This window comes from Intrasporangium sp. (assembly GCF_040414665.1).
In the GTDB taxonomy this organism is placed as follows: domain Bacteria; phylum Actinomycetota; class Actinomycetes; order Actinomycetales; family Dermatophilaceae; genus Intrasporangium.
In genome coordinates, this window is sequence record NZ_JBEDUL010000085.1 from 1 (window position 1) to 16,153 (window position 16,153).

Annotated in this window: 15 protein-coding genes; 1 reads left to right on the forward strand and 14 read right to left on the reverse strand. The window is 69.4% G+C overall.

Annotated elements, in window-relative coordinates; all coding sequences use genetic code 11:
- A partial coding sequence (locus tag ABF401_RS09465; RefSeq protein ID WP_353509300.1) for a hypothetical protein occupies window positions 1–438 on the forward strand: 438 nt, incomplete at its 5' end.
- A gap of 72 nt (window positions 439–510) precedes the next feature.
- Here the strand turns inward: ABF401_RS09465 and ABF401_RS09470 are convergent.
- The 14 genes from ABF401_RS09470 to ABF401_RS09535 all read right to left on the reverse strand — a co-directional run.
- A complete protein-coding gene (locus ABF401_RS09470; protein WP_353509301.1) occupies window positions 511–1,833 on the reverse strand; it encodes an FAD-dependent oxidoreductase in 1,323 nt (440 codons plus the stop codon).
- A gap of 51 nt (window positions 1,834–1,884) precedes the next feature.
- Complete coding sequence (locus tag ABF401_RS09475; protein ID WP_353509302.1) at window positions 1,885–2,691, reverse strand: aspartate/glutamate racemase family protein; 807 nt, start codon at window positions 2,689–2,691, stop codon at window positions 1,885–1,887.
- Window positions 2,688–4,178: an FAD-dependent oxidoreductase gene (locus ABF401_RS09480; RefSeq protein ID WP_353509304.1), complete on the reverse strand. Its 1,491-nt coding sequence runs from the start codon at window positions 4,176–4,178 to the stop codon at window positions 2,688–2,690. Before ABF401_RS09480 ends, ABF401_RS09475 begins: the two co-directional genes overlap by 4 nt.
- The gene (locus tag ABF401_RS09485) at window positions 4,175–4,768 is read right to left on the reverse strand and encodes a cysteine hydrolase family protein (protein WP_353509305.1); all 594 of its coding nucleotides are present in this window, start codon (window positions 4,766–4,768) and stop codon (window positions 4,175–4,177) included. The genes ABF401_RS09480 and ABF401_RS09485 overlap by 4 nt, the downstream gene beginning before the upstream one ends.
- Before the next feature lie 37 nt (window positions 4,769–4,805).
- Window positions 4,806–5,579 carry an SDR family NAD(P)-dependent oxidoreductase gene (locus tag ABF401_RS09490; protein ID WP_353509306.1) on the reverse strand — a complete coding sequence of 258 codons (774 nt, stop codon included), beginning with the start codon at window positions 5,577–5,579 and terminating at the stop codon, window positions 4,806–4,808.
- Window positions 5,573–7,003 (reverse strand): FAD-dependent oxidoreductase, encoded by a 1,431-nt coding sequence (locus tag ABF401_RS09495; RefSeq protein ID WP_353509307.1) that lies wholly within the window; start codon window positions 7,001–7,003, stop codon window positions 5,573–5,575. The genes ABF401_RS09490 and ABF401_RS09495 overlap by 7 nt, the downstream gene beginning before the upstream one ends.
- A complete protein-coding gene (locus tag ABF401_RS09500; protein ID WP_353509308.1) occupies window positions 7,000–7,947 on the reverse strand; it encodes an isocitrate lyase/PEP mutase family protein in 948 nt (315 codons plus the stop codon). Before ABF401_RS09500 ends, ABF401_RS09495 begins: the two co-directional genes overlap by 4 nt.
- Before the next feature lie 7 nt (window positions 7,948–7,954).
- Window positions 7,955–8,887, reverse strand: a complete 933-nt coding sequence (locus tag ABF401_RS09505; RefSeq protein WP_353509309.1) for a VOC family protein — start codon at window positions 8,885–8,887, stop codon at window positions 7,955–7,957.
- A 34-nt stretch (window positions 8,888–8,921) separates the two neighbouring features.
- Window positions 8,922–10,094: an acyl-CoA dehydrogenase family protein gene (locus ABF401_RS09510; protein WP_353509310.1), complete on the reverse strand. Its 1,173-nt coding sequence runs from the start codon at window positions 10,092–10,094 to the stop codon at window positions 8,922–8,924.
- Window positions 10,095–10,125: 31 nt separating this feature from the next.
- Complete coding sequence (locus ABF401_RS09515) at window positions 10,126–10,977, reverse strand: alpha/beta fold hydrolase (RefSeq protein ID WP_353509311.1); 852 nt, start codon at window positions 10,975–10,977, stop codon at window positions 10,126–10,128.
- Window positions 10,978–11,136: 159 nt separating this feature from the next.
- Window positions 11,137–12,309, reverse strand: coding sequence for an acyl-CoA dehydrogenase family protein (locus ABF401_RS09520; RefSeq protein ID WP_353509312.1), 1,173 nt, complete (start codon window positions 12,307–12,309; stop codon window positions 11,137–11,139).
- Window positions 12,310–12,362: 53 nt separating this feature from the next.
- Entirely contained in the window at window positions 12,363–13,454 is a 1,092-nt protein-coding gene (locus ABF401_RS09525; protein WP_353509313.1) for an ABC transporter permease, read from the reverse strand.
- The gene (locus ABF401_RS09530) at window positions 13,447–14,991 is read right to left on the reverse strand and encodes a sugar ABC transporter ATP-binding protein (RefSeq protein WP_353509314.1); all 1,545 of its coding nucleotides are present in this window, start codon (window positions 14,989–14,991) and stop codon (window positions 13,447–13,449) included. Before ABF401_RS09530 ends, ABF401_RS09525 begins: the two co-directional genes overlap by 8 nt.
- 2 nt (window positions 14,992–14,993) lie before the next feature.
- A partial coding sequence (locus ABF401_RS09535; RefSeq protein ID WP_353509315.1) for a sugar ABC transporter substrate-binding protein occupies window positions 14,994–16,153 on the reverse strand: 1,160 nt, incomplete at its 5' end.

Below are 16,153 nucleotides of genomic sequence, written 5' to 3' on the forward strand. Positions count from 1 at the left end.
AAATACCGTCGACGGCTCGAGGCCGTGCGGAGCCGCGGGTTCTCCCTGTCCCGACAGCGCGAGGACGACCATCCTCGCTACTCCGACCTCAAGGACGCGATGCGTGAGTACGCAGCCGGCGACCTGACCCCGGCACGCGAGCGTGCGGTCCGAAACGTCATCGCGAGCTCCTCCCCGTTCTTCGAGACGATCGACATCGAGGACGGCGAGACCTACGACCTCGGCGCGATCGTCGTCCCGGTCCTGGGCCCCGACGGCCGAGTTGCGTTGTGCCTCAGGGCGAGCCAGCTTCCTCCCGGCGTCTCGTCGTGCGTCGTTCGCGAGTGGGTCGACATCCTGAAACAGGCGGCGGAGGACATCGCCGGCAGGCTCGTCGTGGGCAACGGCAGCACCTACACGAGCTACCTCCAGGCGATGCCGGGGGACTTCATGATGTGACGCAGCAAGAGTGACGGCCACCCCGCAGGTGCGGGGTCGCCATCGCTTTTCGACCAACGCCGTGACGGTCCCCTACCGCCCGGCGGCGAGGTCGTTGCCGATGATCCAGCCCATGCCGAAGGCGGCCAACAGCCCGTTGCCGGAGCTGTACCCGGCGGAGTCTGGCCCGGCGAGCCCGACGGCAACGCCGCCGGCGGCGCGCAGACCGGGGATGGCGGTGCCGTCGGTGCGCAGCACCTGCCCGGAGGTGTCGATCGCGGCCCCGCCTTGGGTGGTCAGGACGCCGTGGGTGAGCCACGCGTAGTGGAACGGCCCGATGAGCGCACGTCGACCCGGCCAGGGCTTGAGGGCCTGCGCCAGCGCGAGCGGGTCGAGACGCAGCGCCTCGGCCAGCGTGGCGACGTCGCGCGCCGTCTGCAGGGCCCCCGCCTGTTGCGACTCGCGCATCATCTCGGAGTGCTGCGCGGTCTCCTGCGCCTCCGCGTCCCAGATCATCACGGCCCGCTCGTCGGGTTCGGCCTGGATGACGCCGGCGAGCCCCGAGTAGCCGTGGGCCTGCTCGTCGACGAAGCGCTGCCCGCGCCGGTTGACCAGGACCGCGCCGAGCCACGGCAGCGCCGGGTTGACCCGGGTGCCGTGCAGCGTCACCTGACCGTGCCGCAGGCAGGCACTCATGTTGCGGAACTCGGCACCCAACGGGCGCAGCCAGCCGATGGAGTCCCCGGTGGCCGTGCTGACGCCGCCGTGGAAGGGGTCGCCGAGCTGCGCGCAGAACTCCTGCATGAGCTCGCGGTTGCCGGCGAACCCGTCGGTGGCCAGCACAGTCGTGCCGGCCGTGACGACCAGGTCGGTGCCACCCTGCCGGCCGGTGACGCCGACGACCCGGCCGTCCTCGACGCGCAGCCCGGTCACAGGCGCCTCGTCGAGCAGGGCAACGTTGGGCCGGTCTGCCAGTTCCTTGCGCAGGTGCGTGATGAGCGGGCCGCCGCCGACGCGCCCGGGGTCCGCGTGCAGCCGTGGCACCGACATGCCCTTGCGGGGCATGTCGATGCCGACGTCCATGGGGTAGCCGAGCTCGTCGGCTATCCAGTGGACATAGTCCGCGGCCACGCCACACAGTGCCGTCACGAGATCGCGGTGCCGCTCATCTCCCGAGTTGGCCAGGATGTCTTCCGTATGCCGCTGAGCTGAGTCCTCGACGCCGGCTGCCCTCTGGAAGCGGGTCCCTCCCGCAGCGAGGCTGCCGCTGGACACGCCGGCGTTGCAGCCCTCCGTCATGCTCTTCTCGAGCACGGCGACGACGACGTCCGGGTTCTCGGAGGCGCGCAGGGCGGCCATGACGCCGGCTGCGCCGGCGCCGGCGACGACGACGTCGACCTCGATGTCCTCTTGCACTGTGGGTTTCCTTGGGGGTGAGGGTGGTCGGGCCCGGTCGCCTGACCGGCGTCAGCTGTCGAGCGCGGCGGTGATGCCGTAGAACGCGCGAGCTCGGTCGAGCAGCTCGCGGGGCGGCTGTTCGTGGTGGAAGCCGTGCCGGGACGGGACCAGGCCCGCGCCGCGGTACTGGCGGGCGCGCAGCTCCGCGACCTGCAGCAGCGTGCCGAGGGAGTCGAGGACCGGGACGTCATCCACGCGGCTGACGCCATGGTCGGCGAGGAAGACGTTGAGCGGCCCCTCCCCCGGGACGATGACCGTCGCGCCGGCGTCGATGGCTTCGCGGGCCGCGACGCGGAACGCCTCGAGCAGGCCGTCCGGTTCGGCGTAGGCGGCCATGACATCGGTGAACTCCGCGGCGACCTGCCGGATCGGGCCCACGATCTGGTCGAGGCCATTGGTGCGCAGGTTGCGCCGAAGCTGCGGCTCGAGCGCGCCGATGAAGTTGACGATGCCCACCGGGGATCCGAGCGTGGCCGCCATGAGGACCGAGGTGTGGCCGTAGGCCAGAACCGGGATGTCGACGACCGAGCGGCACTCCTCGTACGCGGTGTCCGGGATGGTCGCGATGAGGAACGCGTCGTAGCCCTCGTCCTGGGCGCGCAGGGCGGCGTGCACGAACTGCTCCTTGTGCAGCCCGGACAGGTAGGCGTACTTGATGTGGGTGCCCGGGTAGTCGCTCGGGTAGGTACCGGGCTTCATCCCGTGCAGGTGGACCTCGGTGTCCGGGGCGGCGACCTTGGCCAGGTGCCGTTCAAGGGCGTCCCGGTAGTGCGGGACGTCGTCCAGGACGGTGAAGCTCTGGTGCCAGATCTTCACGACCGCTCCCCCGCTGGCTGCAGGGCGGACACGGAAGCCGACAGGGAGGCCGCGTGCGCGCCGGCGATCTTGCCGAAGGTCGCGCCGCGGAGCACCGAGGTGGAGCCGGTGTAGTTCGAGTAGTAGAGACCGGTCATCTCACCGGCGGCGTACAGGCCGCCGATGACGCGCCCGTCGCGGTCGATGACCCGCGAGGTCGCGTCGACCTTGAGCCCGCCGAAGGTGAACACGTTGGCGCACATGATCGGGTAGGCGATGAACGGGCCGGAATGGATCGGCTTGGCCCAGTTGGACTTCGGCGGCGTGACGCCCTCGGTGGCAAGCCCGTCCGGGCGGGTCGGGTCCCACTCGCCCTCGGGACAGGCGGCGTTGTACGCGGCAACCGTGGCCTCGAGCGTGGCTGGGTCCACCTCGATCCTGGCCGCGAGCTCGGCGATCGTGTCCGCCCGCACCGGTGACTCGTCTGAGCGGATCGCGGTCCTGAGGTTGGGGATCGCCTGCCCTGCGGCGTCGAGGACCATCCAGGCAATTCCGCGGGGCTGGGCCTGGATGTCGCGGGTGGTCCGCTCGTACCACGCGTCGATCGGTCCACGGGCCTCGTCGACGAACCGCTCGCCGTGGACGTTGACGAGGATGCCGTAGGTGAACGCCATGATCGCGGCCTCCGGGTCCGGTGAGCGAGGGTCGACCGGCTCGGCGTGGAAGAGGGCGAAGTTGCCGGCGGTCGCGGCACCGACGGCCATCGCCATCTCGATGCCCTCGCCCTTGTTGTAGTTGCCGCCGCGGGCGACCGGCCGGGCGAGCATGCCGAGCGGGCCGTGGTAGCGGGCCATCAGCTCGGCGTTGCCCTGATAGCCGCCACTGGCGAGGACGACCGTGCCGGTGAAGACCCGGCGCGCGCCGGTGGCATCGACCGCCTCGACACCGGTCACTCGACCTTCGTCGTCGACGCGGAGGGCGCGGGCGGTCGTCTGGAAGTGGAAGTCGACTCCCAGCGCGCGAGCCTTGGCCCCCAGCGTCTCGACGAGGGCGAGTCCGCCACCGACTGGCGCCATCCGGGTCGTGGAGACGGTCAGGAACAACGTCGGCAGCTGCCCGAAGCTGATGCCGTGGCCCTCGAGCCAGCGCAGGGTCGGCCCGGCGTTGTCCTCGAACGTGGCGACGTAGTCGAGGTCGACGACCTGGTGCGCGCGCAGGAGCGGGTTGCGCCGCTCCCAGTCGAGGCCGGAGTCGGCCGCGATGCCGGGGTCGGGGTGACCCATGAAGTCGTCCACGATCGTGTCGGCCAGCCCGTCGGAGACCTCGTCGAGCGACTTCATCCGCAGGTAGGCCTCGGTGTAGCGGGTGTTGCCGCCGGTCTCCTGCTCGGTCGCCCGGTCGAGCAGTGCGACGCGGGCGCCGTTCTCGGTCGCGGAAAGCGCCGCGGACAGGCCTGCGATGCCACCGCCGACCACGACCACGTCATAGCCGTGCTCGGGCGCGGTCATGACCAGCTCCCGATGACCTCGTCGGCGGTGGTGACGGTGCCGAAGAGCGGCAGCGTCTTGGCGAAGGCGAACTCGTGGATCGCTGGGTCCGGCGCAGCGCACAGGTCCTCGACGATGCTCACCTGCAGGCCGCTGTCCGAGGCGTGCCGGGCGGTGGACTCGACGACCAGGTGGGTGGCGATGCCACCGAGCACCACGTGCGAGATGCCCTCGGCCGCCAGCACGTCACGAAGGGGCGTGCCGATGAAGGCGTTGACCGCGCCCTTGTCGACGACGGGCTCGTCCTCGAGGGGTGCGAGCTCGGCAACGAACTCGGCCTCCGGGTTGCCCCGCTTCATCTTCTGGTTCGCTGGGTACCCGTCGAACCGCGCGAGCCGGTTGGTGCGCAGTCTGTAGGTCGGATCGAACGCAAGGCGGACATGGAACACGTTGAGGCCGGCCGCACGGGCCGCCTCCAGGACCCGCTTGGCGGTGGAGAGCACGTCGCGCTCCCGGACCTGGGCCGCCAACGGCGGAGCCAGGCACAGCTCGCCCTCCTGGGCCAGGGCGACCTGGTAGTCGAGCATCAACAGCGCGGTATTGCTGGACATTACGTGTATCTCCTTGACATACAATGGATTTCGAGGTTCACCAGGCGGACCAGCCGCCGTCGACATAGATGACCTGACCGGTCATGTAGGACGACGCTGGTGAGGCGAGCAGGACCAGCGGGCCGGCGAGGTCGGTGGCGGGGTCACCAAGGCGGCCGAGCATGGTTCGGTCGGCGAACCACGCCAGGCGCTCGGGATCGTCTCCGAGCGGTGCCGTCATCGCGGTCGGGTAGAACACGGCCGGCGCCAGCGCGTTGACCGTGACCCCAGTGCGGCCGAGTTCGCTGGCCAGCGACCGGGTGACGTTGACCACGGCGGCCTTGGACGCGTAGTACGCGCTCTCCGGGACGGGGCCCACCCGCTCCGCATAGACGGTAGTGACGTTGACGATGCGGCCCCAGCCGTGGGCCGCAAGGCGCGGGCCGAACTCGCGACCCACGAGCCAGCAGCCCGACACGTTGACGCGCATGACTCGCTCGAACTCGTCGAGGGAGGTCTGGCCGATCCCCCGGCGGAGCATGATCCCGGCCGCGTTGACCACGATGTCGACCCGTCCGTGCTGGTCGACCACCGAGTCCGCCAGGGTCCGCACGGACTCCTCGCTCGACACATCGACTGCGTGCACCGAGGCGCTGTCGCCGCACCGGCCGGCGGTCGCGGCGACCTTCTCCCGCTGCGCTTCGAGGTCCGCGACCGCGACCGTCGCGGCGTGTTCGGCCAGCGCGATCGCGGCCCGTTCGCCGAGGCCGCCGGCGGCGGCCCCGATGACGACGGCGACCCGGCCGGTGAGGTCGAACAGTGGGCTCACCATTCCAGCTCACTCTCCTCCGCGGCCGCGGCCGCACCGGCGACGCGGCCGAAGATCGCGGACTTGCCGATCGAGGTGCCGGTCATGTAACCGGCACCGTGGAAGCCGCCGACGAGCTCGCCTGCCGCGTAGAGCCTGGGGATCGGATCGCCGAAGACGTCGAGCACGCGCATGGAGGTATCGACGGTCACCCCGCAGTAGGTGGCGAGGACGACGGTGCCGGACAGCTGGGCGTAGAACGGTGGGGTGTCGATCGCTGCTCGCTCGCCAACGCCGCCGACGAGGTGGACCCGGCCCAACGGGTCCGGCCGACCGGAGGCGATCCGCGAGTTGTAGTCCTCGACGGTCTGCTCCAGGACCCCTGGATCGGTGTCCAGTTTCCTGGCGAGCTCCTCGATGGTGTCCGCAGTCTCGAGCATCCCGGCGCGTTCGCGACCGCCGAAGTCGTAGATCGGGACCTCGTCATTGGAGGCCGCCATGACCTTGGCGTCGAAGACCTGCCACGTCCGGGCCGTCGGCTGGGCCAGGCTGGCATCCCCCAGCGCCTTGTAGGGGATCGACTCGTCGACGAACCGGCGTCCGTGCCGGTCGACCGCAATGGCGCCCTTGTACACGGCGAGGATGCCGGTGCCGTCCTCGCCGGGATGCGGCTCGTGGAAGATCCCGTAGGTGCCCTTGACGTAGGGCAGGTCCCGCAGGCCGGCCCCGAGCTTCATCGCCATCCGCAGACCGTCGCCGTGGTTGCCCTCGCCGCCGGCCAACAGGGCGTGCGCCATCTGTGGGGCGAACCGCTCGAGCATCGCCCGGTCGCGGGAGAAGCCCCCGGTCGCCAGGACGACTGCGTCCGCCAACACTGCGCGGGTCTCGCCGTCACGCTCGACGAGCACGCCGGTCACGCGCGAGCCGTCATGCAGGATCCGCTTGACGTCAGCGCCCAGGACCAGACGGGCCCCCAGACGCCCCGCGGCGGCGAAGAGCGCCCGCAGCATCGCCGTCGTGTCGGTCGGGTGCGACCGTGGCGCCGACTGGCCCGAGGCCGCGTGGATGTGGCCGTAGCGCACCCCGTGCCCCTTGAGCCAGCGGTACGTGGCCAGCTGCTCGTCGCAGTACAGGTCGACCAGCGCCTCGTCGTTGACGTGTCCGCCAACCTCGAGCAGGTCCTTGCGCAGCAGCTCCAGCGAGTCCGCAAACCCCTGCTCGACCTGCTCGTCCGTCCCGACGAGGGCCGACAGCCCAGCAGAGCGAACGGTGGAGCCGCCGAACGCCGCCGTCTTCTCCAGCAGCACGGCGTACTGGCCCGCCTCCGCCGCAGCCAGCAGCGCCGCCGCCCCGGCCAGACCGCCACCCAGCACGAGCACCCCGACCCGGTCCGGCAGGCCATCGTCGACCGGCAGCCCAGCGGGCGGAATCCCCGGCTCCTCCCTCATGCGGTCCTCCCGGGGCTGTCGAAATGGGCTTCCGCTGCGGAGAACTGGGGGAGGTTGAAGAGCGTCTGTCGCTCCTCCCAGGTAGCGATCCGGTCGACGTACGACCCGGTCTCGCCGGTCGTGCGCAGGTGAGAGAGCGCGTCGGCCCCCGCCCGGAGCATCGCCCGCATGAGGAAGTTTGCGAAGAGAACGACGCCAAAGCCCAGCTCCCGGTACTCGTCGAGGCTGAGCTGGGGTGTCTTGCCGCCCTCGACCACATTGACGACGAGTGGTACCCCGCGCAGCTCCCGGCCGACGCGCTCGAGTTCCTCCACGGTGTGGGGCGCCTCGACGAAGATGACGTCGGCGCCGGCCTCGACGTAGGCATGACCACGACGAATCGCCTCGTCGATGTCGTGGACGCTGCGCGCGTCGGTGCGCGCAATGATGACCGTCGACGAGTCCTCCAGCGCCTGCCGGACCGCAACGAGCTTGGCCTGCATGTGCTCGGTGGGGATCACGGCGTGGTGGTCGAAGTGACCGCAGCTCTTGGGCATCTCCTGGTCCTCCAGCTGGAGCGCCGCAGCGCCCGCTCGCTCGAGCCGGCGAGCCGCCCGCATCGCCATGACCGAGTTGCCGAAGCCGGTGTCGGCATCGACGACGAGGGGTAGGTGGGTCGCCGACGCCAGCCGGTCGACGTGCTCGGCCACCTCGCCGAGGGAGATCAGCCCGATGTCCGGAACGCCGTACTGGGCGTTGGCCAGCCCGGCACCGGTGGCGTAGGCGGCGTCGAAGCCGCTCGTCTCGATGAGACGCACACCGAGGCTGTCCGTGGCACCCGGCAGGACCAGGGTGCCGTCGGAGAGCAGGGATCGCAGCCGCTCGCGACGCTCGGTGGGGGTCGGTCCGCGACCGACCCCCACCAGCGTCTCGGCGGCCCCGAAGGGTGCCGGGACGGTGGACACGATGGACTCAGCCCTCCTCGGCGGCAGGCAGCTTCGCGTCCTCGAGCGGGTGCATGATGCCGGGCGGACGGCCGTGGCCGTCGGGGTGCGGCTGGTGGCCCCAGACCGCAGTCCGGTCGTAGACCCGGGGAATCCAGGTCTCCTCGTCGACCTCGAGGCCTCCGAAGCCGTACTCGACGTGGAACGAGCTCGGCGTCGAGTGGTAGAAGCTGAACTGCTGGTCGTTGGAGTGACGGCCGATCGTCAGGGTGATCGGGACGCCCATGTCCTGGGCGATCTCGTAGCCGGTTCCCACGTCGTCGATCGAGTTCACCTGGATCATCAGGTGGTTCAGGCCCGCCACGCCGGGCGGGCACTGGCCCAGCGCGAGCGTGTGGTGCCGGGCGTTGCAGTGGTAGAAGCGCGCGTTGAGGCGTCCGGGCACGATGATCTTGTCCGAGAGCCGGAAGCCGAGCTTGGTGAAGAACGCGTGGCCGGCCTCGATGTCGGGCATGAGCAGCAGCACGTGCCCCAGGCCCTGCTGGCCGGTGACGAATCCCGAGATCGCGCGCCCGGGGGCGAACGAGGACCGGACGTGACTCTGGCCCCACGTCACCTCGTGGCGGAAGCCCCACGGGTCGGTGAAGGCGAGGATCCGGTTGACGCCGCGTGCCTCGGCAAGCGCCTCGTCACCCCGTTCGCTGGCGACACCGAGGTCGGCCAGGGCCTTCTCGACAGTGTCGAGGTCCTCCTCGTAGTCGACGCCCCAGCCGATGTAGGCGGTCTCGTCCTGCTCTCCGGGATGGATCTGGAGCCGCCACTGGGCGTCGTCGAACTTGAGGCGCACCGAGCCGTCCGGTCCCGGGTCCGTGACCATGGCGCCCCAGAACTTGGTGGCCATCTCGGGCCACTCATCCTTCTTCGGTGAGTTGATGCCCAGGTAGGCAAGTGACGTGATCATCGGTGATCTCCTTGGTGACTGGCTTGGGACGTGGTCAGGCGAAGACTGGTGGGATCGAGGGCTCGCCGCCGAGGTCATTGGTGGCCCATTCGACGGAGACCGCCTCGGAGACATTGCAGATGTGGACGAGACCGGACTGCATGTCGCGCCAGTAGCGCTCGTTCGGGTGACGTTCGTGGATGCCCTGCGCGCCGCTCAGCTTGTAGAGCCGGTCGACGGCGTCGACGGCGCGGTGGACCGCCCGGACTCCATTGCGACGAATCGTGAGCCGCTGCGTCCAGGTGACGTCGCCACCCTTGTCGACGTGGTCGAACAGCTCCTTCATGTCGTTGAGCAGCACGACGCGTGAGGCCGCCACGTCAGCCGCGGCCTCCGCGTAGACGTTGAGCTGGATCGGGTCGTTCTTCGCCACGCGGCCGTCCGCGGACACGCGCTGCTCCATGTAGGAGCGGTACGTGTCGAGCGCTCCGATGGCGATGCCGAGCGTTCCGGAGTTGATGGCAGCGGAGAAGACGACGGGGAACTTCAGCTTGTATAGCGTCTTGCCCGGCTGACGGTCCTCGTAGCCGCCGTTGCTCATCTTCATTGCCTCGACGACCCGGTACTCCGGCACGAAGACGTCCGTCATCCGGACGTCCTTCGAACCGGTCCCCTTGAGGCCCAGGACGTTCCACGAGTCCTCGACGATCTCGTAGTCCTTGCGCGGGATGACGAAGTGTCGGATGTCGGGCGGCATCGTCGGCTGGCCGTCCTCACCGACCACCATGCCGCCGAGGATGACCCAGTCGGAGTGGTCAGTTCCGGTCGAGTAGGGCCACTGGCCGGTGAAGAGGAACCCGCCGTCGACCCGCTTCGCCCGGCCGAACGGTGCGTAGGGTGACGCGGTCCACGTGTCCGGGCCCTCGCCCCAGATCTCCTCCTGGAGGCGCGGGTCCATCATCGCGATCTCCCAGGGGTGGACGCCGACGACGCCGGTGACCCAGCCGGCGGACGGGGAGGCCGCGCCCACCGTCATGGCGGCCTCCATGAACTCCACAGGGTGCGCCTCGTAGCCGCTCCACTCGGTCGGCTGGTAGAGGCGGATCACACCGCTGTCACGGAGGACCCGGGCAGTGGCGTCGGTGAGCTTCCCGATGTCGTCGCTGTGCTTCGCCTCGCCTTTGAGGACTGAGACGTTCTCCTTGATGTTTCCTAGCACGTCGGTCATGGTTTGGTCCTTTCGGGCGTTCCTGCGGCAGTCAGTTGTTGGTGACGAAGTCGATGACGAGACGGTTGAACTCCTCGGCGTGCTCGACCTGCGCCCAGTGGCCGCACTGGTTGAGCAGGACGGCGCGCGAGTTCGGGATGTGGGCGAGGAGCAGCAGCGTGTTCTCGTAGTGGACGACGCGGTCGTCCCGGCCGTGGATGAGCAGCGTCGGCACCTGCACCGTGGGCAGGTCGTCGAGGCGGAACCACTTGGCGATCGGCCCGCCCTTGGCGAAGCCGTCCAGGTAGTTCGCGAGGTGCTCGGGGTGCGCCATGGCGTTCCCGGCGCGCTCCGCGGCCAGCTCCGGCGTGGCGAAGCGCGTGCTGTCGTAGGTCATCACCTCGGTGAGTCGGGTCATGGACTCCACCGAGGGCGCGCGGTAGGCGGCGACGAGGGTCTTCATGCCCTCGGACAGGCCGCCCGCCGGCGAGAAGAGCTTCGGCTGCGGCCCGGACCCCGGGCCCATCGTGATCACGTGGCTCACCCGCTCGGGATACTCCGTGACGAGTCGGAGCGTGGTGATGCCACCCATCGAGTTGCCGACGAACGCCGCCTTGTCGATGCCCAGGGCGTCCAGGAGCTGAACCGCCGCCTTGGCGTGGTCCATCTCGTCCCTCGTGACGGCATCCGATCTTCCCCAGCCCGGCATGTCGGGAGCGATGACGTGGAAGTGCTCAGCCAGCGCCTCGATGTTGGTCTTGAAGTTGCTCCACCCGGTGGCACCGGGACCCGAGCCATGCAACAGGACGACGGCCGGTGCCGAGGGGTCCCCCGCCTCGTTGTAGTGGATGGTCCACTCGCCCGCATTCACGGTGCGGCTGGTTTCCTCGAACGTCAGCGCCATTGCTGTTTCTCCTGAGCGGTTCCGTCGATCGTCGCATTGGCGACGATCTCTTTCTGTAGTGCTCGCTACATAGAATGTAAAGGCCCATGCACGATCCCACAAGGGGTTCGTCTCACTATCCGTCAGTCACATTCCATGGAGCGGCACGGGACATCGGGTTCAGAACTGGGCGGACGGCGGGATCTCGCCGCCGAAGGCGTCCAGCCCCCACGCCACGTAGCAGGGCTCCCGGCTGTTGCAGACATGGGTCGAGGCGACCTGGAGGTCGCGCCAGTAGCGCTCGAGGGGGGAGCCCTTCTGGATGGACGACGAGCCCATCAGGCGGTAGAGCTCGTTGACCGCCTCGATGGCGCGGTCCGTCGCCCGGACCTGGTCGACCCGGAACCGGAGCCGGTCCTTGACCGTGATGTCGCCGCCGCCTGCCACCGTGTCATAGAACCTGGCGATGATGGACTGGACGTGGGTGATGCTCGCCTCGACGTCCGCCTCGGCGCGGGCGAGGGCTGCGAGGACGAACGGGTCAGCCTTCGACACGCTGCCCTGGGACGAGACCCGGGCCTCGATGTGGTCCCACGCTGCCCGGACCGCCCCTCGCGCGATGCCGAAGGTCCCAGCGGAGATGGCGAAGGGAAACATCACGCCGAATCGCATGGCGTACAGGGCGTTCTCCGGCCGCCACTGGTCGCTGTACGTGTTGTCACGGACGAGCACGCCGTCCAGCACGCGGTAGTCGGGCACGAAGGCGTCGCTCATCCGCACGTCCTTGGAGCCGGTGCCGGACAGGCCCATGACGTTCCAGCTGTCCTCGACGATGTCGTAGTCCTGCCGGGGCAGGATGAAGTGGCGGATGTCCGGTGGCATGAGCGGCTTGCCGTCGTCATCGGTCACCATTCCGCCGAGGATCACCCAGTCCGAGTGGTCCGTTCCGGTGGAGTAGGGCCACTGGCCGGTAAAGAGGAAGCCGCCGTCGACGGGCTTCGCGCGGCCGAACGGGGCATACGGCGAGGCAACCCATGTCTCGGGGTCGTGCCCGTAGATCTCCTTCTGCAGGCGCGGGTCGGCGATCGCGATCTCCCACGGGTGGATGCCGACGACACCGGCGATCCAGCCGGCCGACGGATGGTTCATGCCGACCGCCATGACCCAGTCCATGAAGTCGTTCGGGTGAGCCTCGTGGCCGCCGAAATCCTTGGCCTGCAGGAGCTTCATGCCGCCCGAGGCGCGCAGGATCTCGACCGTGCGGTCGGTGATCCTGCCCAGCTCGTCACTCGGGTCGGCTTCGGCGCGTAGCTCGTCGGCGTGGTCGAGGATGTATCGGGTCGCCTCGTGCATGGTGAGACCGCCCCCTCTCGTGTGTATGGGTTTCCGGTGTGCGTGCGGGAAGGTCAGTCGGTCTTGGACCGGTCGCGGACGACCTTGGCCAGCGCGACCGCGACGACCAGACCGGCACCGTAGAAGACGTTCTGGATCCAGCCGGAGAAGCCGAGCAGCTGGAGCCCGAAGATCCCGGTCGTCAGGAAGTAGATCGCGATGATCGTGCCGATGGGGTTGAACATGCCGGGCTGGACCACGGCGGTGCCGAGGAAGACGGCCGCGAGCGCCGGTAGCAGGTAGGTGGCGGAGGTCGAGGAGTCGAACCCGCCCACCGTCGCGACGAGGATGACCCCGGCGAGCCCGGCGAGCAGCGACCCGGCCAGGTAGGCGCCTGCACGGATGCGCTGCACCCGGATGCCGGCCAGCCGCGCGACCTCGGGGTTGGCCCCGACGAAGACCATGCTGCGGCCGAGCGGCGTCCAGCCGAGGATGTAGGCGAGGGCGACGGCGAGCAGGATGCCGTAGTAGAACGAGACCGGCATGCCGAGCACCTCGTGGATGGCGATCTTGCTCAGCTCCGGGCTGTTGACCGAGACGATGTTGGAGCCGGAGACCATCTGCGCCAGGCCGATGAGCAGGGTCCCGGTGCCGAGGGTCACGACGAAGCTGGACACGTCCATGACGACGACGAAGAACGCGTTGACCGCACCGGCGACGAGGCACACCCCGAGCGCCACGAGACAGGCGATCCAGACGTTCCACCCGTGGACGCCGGCAAGGACGGGCACCAGCGTGGCCGCGATGCCCATGACCGACGCGATGGACAGGTCGAACTCGCCGACGACCAAGGTGATCATGGCGGACATCGCGAGGAAGACGAGGACCTGCTGGCTGCCGAAGATCGAGGAGAACGCGCCCCACGAGCCGAAGCGCGTCGGCATGAGGATGTAGTAGACGAGGGCCATTGCCGCCCAGACGAGGACGAGGGCGTACTTGCTCGTGATGGCGTGCAACCAGGCCGGCTCGTACTGGCTGCGCAGGGTCACCCGCCGGGGGCGAGTGGTCTGCTGCTCGGGCTGCCCGGTGTCGCTGATGATGCGCTCGGCGAGCCCGGTCTGCTCACTCAGCCGCTCGGCTGAGCTCTTGGTCTGGCTGTCAGTCATGGGTCGTCCCTCCCGCGGTCAGCGCGGACTCGGAGTAGATGGCTTGCAGGACCTCGTCCGGGTCCTCGGTGCGGAGCTCTCGCAGCTCTGCTCCGTGACCGTGGACCAGGATCCGGTCGCAGACCTCGGCGAGGTCGGAGGGCTCGATGCTGACGAGCAGGACGCCCACGCCACGGCCGGCCGTCTCGACGATGGCCCGCAGGATGTCGACGCGCGCGCCGACGTCGACGGCTTGGGTCGGCTCGTGGAGGACGAGCAGGTCTGGCTCGACGGAGAGCCACTTCGCGAAGAGGACCTTCTGCTGGTTCCCTCCGGAGAGCTCCTTGATGAGCATGTGTGGCGAACGGGACCTGATGCCCAGGCGCCGGATGGAGGAGCGAGCCTCGTCCTCCTGCCACCGCCGGGCGACGTGCCAAGGCCGGCCGCGGCGACGGATGCTCGGGATGGCGATGTTGTCCCGGATGCTGAGCTCCACCGCGAGCCCCTCGAGGATCCGCTTCTCGGGGACGAGGGCCGCCCCCAGCCGCATGCACCCGGCGACGTCCGCCTTCGACAGCTCGAGCGTCCCGTTCTGGGTGGTGAGGAGCCCCCCGTCTGGCTGGCGACCCCCGGTGATCAGCTGTGCCACGGCCTCGAAGCCCGAGCCCGGCAGGCCCGTGAGCCCGACCACCTCGCCACGCCTGACCTCGAACGACAGCCCCTCGAGCTCGTCCGCGCGCAGACCCTCGACTCGCGCCGCCACCTCGGTGTGACCAGCGCCGCGCTCCGAGCGTCCGACTGTCTCGACGGTCTTGCCCAGCATGTGCCGGGCCAGGTCCTGCTCGGTCAGGCCGGCCGTCGGGATTCCGGCAGCCGTCACGGCCCCGTCCCTCAGGACGGTCACGCGGTCCGCGAGCTCGAGCACCTCCTTCAGGTTGTGGCTCACCAGGAGGATCGACGTCCCCTCGGCGACGACCTTGCGCAGCAGCTCGTGGAAGCGGCGCAGTTCTTCCCTGGGCAGCGATCTCGTTGCCTCGTCGAGGATGACGAGGCCCTCGCCCTGGCGCTGGTCACGCAGCGCCCGTGCGATCGCGACCTCTGCGCGCCGCATCGCATTGAGCGGCCCCACCGGATGCTGCGGCTGGATCGGGACGTCCAACCGATCGAGGACTCGACGTGCGGCGGCATCCTGCGCGTTCCAGTCGATCCGCCTCGTCAGCCGGTGGTAGGGGAAGCCGCCGATGCCGATGTTCTCCGACACCGACAGGTGGTCCAGCAGCCCGAGGTCCTGGTGGACCACGGAGACGCCGGCGTCCGTGGCTTCGCTCCACCGGACGGGCAGGTCCAGGTCCTGCCCGTCCACGGAGATGGTCGCTCCCGCATCGGGGGTGTGGTAGCCCGTGAGGATCTTGACGAGGGTCGACTTGCCAGATCCGTTCTGGCCGATGAGTGCGTGGATCTCGCCCGGGGCAACCTCGAGTTCGGCGTTGCGGAGGACCGTCGTCGATCCAAACGTCTTCGAGACGCCCCGGGCCTCCAGCCTCATCGTGGCGGCCATGGTTACTCGACGCCCCACGCAGTGAGGAAGGACTTCTTGTAGGCGCTGCCGCCGAACCAGTCGTCGGTGAGGTAGGTCTTGTCGTCGAGAGTCAGCTCACCGACGTTGTCCTTGGTGAAGGCTCGAGTGACGAACTCGTCGCCCTTCTCGACCTCCTGGCCAGCCAGCAGCTGCACCATGGCGTTCGCGAACTTCCAGCCCTCGAAGAGGACGGGCGTGCCGAGGTCCGAGACCTGCTGACCGTCCTTGACCCGTTGCAGGCCGGCCAGGTCGGAGCTCGAGGAGTGGATCTTCACCTTGCCGGCGAACTTGGCGCTCTGGATGCCCTGGAGCACCGGCGGCACGAAGCTGTCGACCGGAACGATGATCGCGTTCGTGTCCGGGTTGGCCACGAGTGCCGCGCTGATCGAGGTCGCGAGCTTGTCGAGGTTCGCGGTGGTGAACTCCGTCTCCGCGATGCCGCAGCTCGGGCAGAGCTCCTTGAACTTGGCGACGCCCTTCTTGCCGGCCTCCGTGGTCGTCGTCGAGTCCATCAGGCGGGCCCAGAGGACGTTGGTGTCCGCGCCCCCTTCGGCGATGGCCGCCTGCGACATCGCCTCGTGCAGCGCGAAGACCCGGGCCGTGTTGTCGTAGAAGGCGAGGTTCGCGTCCGCCTGGCGGCCCCCCGACGGGGCGACGCCGCCGACGATCACCTTGACTCCCTTGGAGGCGAGGGCCTCGAAGGCGGGTCCCGCCATCTGGTAGTCGACGAAGGAGCTGATGACGCCGTCCACCTTCTCGTCTCCCGCTGCCTTCAGGCAGTCGGCGACGGCGGTCGGGTTGAACTTGCCGTCGCAGATCGACGCCGTCGCGCCCACCTCCTTCAGCGCGTCCTGGATGCCCACCGCGACGCCGTGGATGACGGGGATGTTGTCGCCCAGTGGGATGACCGTGACCTTCTTGCCCGCCATGTCGGGGGTCTGCGAGAGGGCAGGCTCCTCGGGGTAGTCCTCGATCGGGCCGCCGAGCGCGGCGATCGCGTCCTCGGCCTGCGCGATCCCGGAGGCGCTGTCCTCAGCGCTCCCCGCGGTGTCGGCCTTGACGCTGTCCTGGGCGCACGCGCCGAGCAGGCTCAGCGCGAAGAGCCCGGCGACCCCGGCCGCGGTGCGGCGAACGGTCGTGA